The sequence below is a fragment of the Microcystis sp. M49636_WE2 genome (assembly GCF_030065375.1).
GTDB classification, from domain to species: Bacteria; Cyanobacteriota; Cyanobacteriia; order Cyanobacteriales; family Microcystaceae; genus Microcystis; species Microcystis aeruginosa_C.
Window position 1 is genome coordinate 1 of record NZ_JASJFG010000946.1, and the last position, 2,280, is coordinate 2,280.

Below are 2,280 nucleotides of genomic sequence, written 5' to 3' on the forward strand. Positions count from 1 at the left end.
GCCATTTTTTATCGGTCCGCTTGGCGCTACGAGGATCGAGCTTATCGGCGTATTTTCCTCGATACAGGGCATTTATTGGGCAATATTGAGCTATCAGCCTCGATTAATGACTATCGCGCCCATTTAATCGGTGGTTTTAACGATATCCAGATGAATGAATTGCTTTATCTCGATTCCGAGAAAGAAAGTGTCATGACGGTGATTCCTTTGGCAGATCTGCTCAATATCCGGCAAAATCTCCCCCATAGTACCACGGCACTCCCTTCGGCAACCACGACTCTTTATCCCGAAATTCCCGAGGGAGAATTATTAAACTCCCTACACCGAGCCACTATCATAGCCACAGATGAGAAGATAGAAGCAAATATTACCCCCTCTAATTGGGAAGATAAATATAATTTTCCTTTTTGTCTAAAAGTTTCCGTGACATCCCGTCCCGTCAATTGGGGGGAAGATTTAATCGATCTGGAAAGTACGATGCTTAAACGCAGATCTACCCGCGCTTATAGTGGCGCTAGTCTCAGTTTAGACGAATTGCGAGCGCTGCTGCATTTCACCTATCAACCCCAAGATTATGCCGGCCAAAATCTCGATCCCAATCCCGATTATTTTGCTCTGGATTTATTGGAAACTTTTATCGCTGTTTCGGCAGTAACCGGATTAGAGGAAGGCTGTTATTATTATGCTCCCAAAGCCCAAGAATTGCGGCAAATTCGCTTTAAGAATTTCCGGCAAGAGTTACATTATCTCTGTTTAGGCCAGGATTTGGGACGGGATGCGGCTGCTGTGGTTTTTCATACGGCGGATCTGTCAAAAGCAGTGGCTAAATATGGCGATCGAGTCTATCGTTATCTTCATGCAGATGCGGGTCATTTGGGACAGAGATTAAATTTAGCGGCTATTCATCTGGGGTTAGGGGTTAGTGGTATCGGTGGTTTTTTCGATGATCAAGTTAATGAAGTGTTAGGAATTCCCTCCGATGAAGCAGTTATCTATATCACTACTTTAGGCCGACCGAAGGTTTTTTAGGGTGAGTTTGAACCCCTGAAGGAGTGACAAGGAAGTTGAGGTCATTGTACTCTGTACCTTGACCAGTTCACTTTCTCCCTTGGACGTATTTTGTTTAAAGGTTAATCCAACTACGGACCATCTGTCGGGGTTTTCCTGAATTTTTAAAAGCGGTTCTATTGTGGCATAAAAAGCGATTATTAAGGTAAAATACATCACCTTTTTTCATTTTGAAGCGGACTGTATTTTCTGGTTTTGAAAAAAAGTCGTCGATGATGTCGAGTGTTTTTGTGATAGCTTCCGGTTGCGCTATTTCCAGTTTGGAGTAAGCGACTTCAATCCAGTATCGCATATAACGAAAAACCAGACCCCGAGAATCTGTTGAGAATAAGGGGAAATTATTCTTTTGAATAGCTTCTTGAGAATTAATCTCTCCAGGTGTAATCACATCGCGCGCCAAAGGTTCGTAAAGATAGGGAACTAGGTCTGTATGGTGTTGCCAGAAATATTGATATAAATTGGCGGCGTTTACTACCAGGGAATCTCCTCCCTCATCTGCGGCAGCAAGACACAGTAAGCCAACAAGATCAGGGAAGTAGTTTTTGGCTGTACTATCGGTATGATAGCCAGTTTCTGTATTCGTCATCGAAACGGGTATAGCTTTTTTAGTGTAATCCATTCCTCGATCGATTACATCAAAAAAATAGCCATAGCGGTGGTTTAGCAGTCCAAAAATGCGAGAAATAAAAGCATAAATTAACCGCATTTCTATTTCTGTTAATTCCGGTTCTAATCGGAAAATAATTATGCCTGGTTTCTGGAGCAATTTCTCACGAAATGGTAGGAAAAAATCAAGATTTTTATTGACTGTTTCCTGTCCTATTTCGTTGGGTTTTTCAAGCCATTTGTGATTGCTTCTTTTTAGTAAATCCAAGACTAATGATTCTGGTACATGAAAAAATAGTTGAGAAGGATCAGGCAATTTTTTCCAAGTCAGTAATGAAATATTAGGATCAGAAATCGGTATAATCATTTTTGAATTTTGAAAGCAACGTGAAGGGGAAGGTCAATGAGCGGAGTAAAAAATTCTGGGTCTAGTTCTAAATGTTCCTGATTAATTTTTAGTTCATAAACTTCTGGCATTTTTGTGAATGCTGCTAAACGAAGAGATGTGAAGTAATCTTCCATAGTTTTATGAACACATTGCACGGCGACGGCTTTTCTATCTCGGCGCCAAATCTCACCGGGGAATAATTGATCGCGTCCGGAAAA

The 2,280-nt window shown here is 41.3% G+C and carries 2 protein-coding genes and 1 pseudogene; 1 reads left to right on the forward strand and 2 read right to left on the reverse strand.

Annotated features, from left to right (window positions below):
• Positions 1–1,029, forward strand: a 1,029-nt coding sequence (locus PX484_RS21780; RefSeq protein WP_288105462.1) for a SagB/ThcOx family dehydrogenase, incomplete at its 5' end; no start/stop codon positions are given.
• Positions 1,030–1,123: 94 nt separating this feature from the next.
• On the opposite strand, the gene PX484_RS21785 is transcribed toward PX484_RS21780, so the two are convergent.
• Together PX484_RS21785 and PX484_RS21790 are read right to left on the reverse strand one after the other, a co-directional pair.
• On the reverse strand, positions 1,124–2,041 hold the full coding sequence (locus tag PX484_RS21785) for a TauD/TfdA family dioxygenase (protein WP_353853253.1): 918 nt from the start codon (positions 2,039–2,041) through the stop codon (positions 1,124–1,126).
• Positions 2,038–2,280 (reverse strand): annotated as a pseudogene (locus PX484_RS21790) (class I SAM-dependent methyltransferase); the annotation flags it as partial. The pseudogene PX484_RS21790 and the gene PX484_RS21785, both read right to left, overlap by 4 nt.